At 68.0% G+C, this 512-nt stretch carries 1 protein-coding gene; it reads left to right on the forward strand.

The annotated features are described in order from the left end of the window. Positions 1–512, forward strand: a 512-nt coding sequence (locus tag K7G61_RS36040) for an alcohol dehydrogenase catalytic domain-containing protein (RefSeq protein WP_225851369.1), incomplete at both ends; no start/stop codon positions are given.

Consider the following 512-nt stretch of genomic DNA (forward strand, 5'->3'; position numbering starts at 1 on the left):
GCGTGGCGGTTGGACTGTCGGGTGCGGGGGACGTTGGGTGCGTTGGAGTTGGTGGGGGCTCCGGAGGCTGCTGGTGGTCTTGGTGTGGGTCAGGTGCGGGTGGGGGTGCGGGCGGCCGGGGTGAATTTCCGTGATGTGCTGAATGCGTTGGGGATGTATCCGGTGGTGGCGCCGTTGGGTATTGAGGGTGCGGGTGTGGTGGTGGAGGTGGGTCCTGGTGTGTCGGGGCTGGCGGTGGGTGATCGGGTGCTGGGGATGGTGACGGGTGGTTTTGGTCCGTTGGCTGTGACCGATCATCGTCTGGTCGCCCGGGTTCCGGAGGGTTGGTCGTTCGCCGAGGCGGCGTCGGTGCCGATCGTGTTTTTGACCGCTTGGTTCGCGTTCCGGGATCTGGGGTCGGTGCGGGCGGGTGAGCGGGTGCTGGTTCATGCGGGTGCCGGTGGTGTGGGGATGGCGGCGATTCAGCTGGCCCGGCATCTGGGTGCGGAGGTGTTCGCGACGGCGAGTCCGGG

This window comes from Streptomyces sp. HPF1205 (assembly GCF_020400825.1).
GTDB lineage: Bacteria > Actinomycetota > Actinomycetes > Streptomycetales > Streptomycetaceae > Actinacidiphila.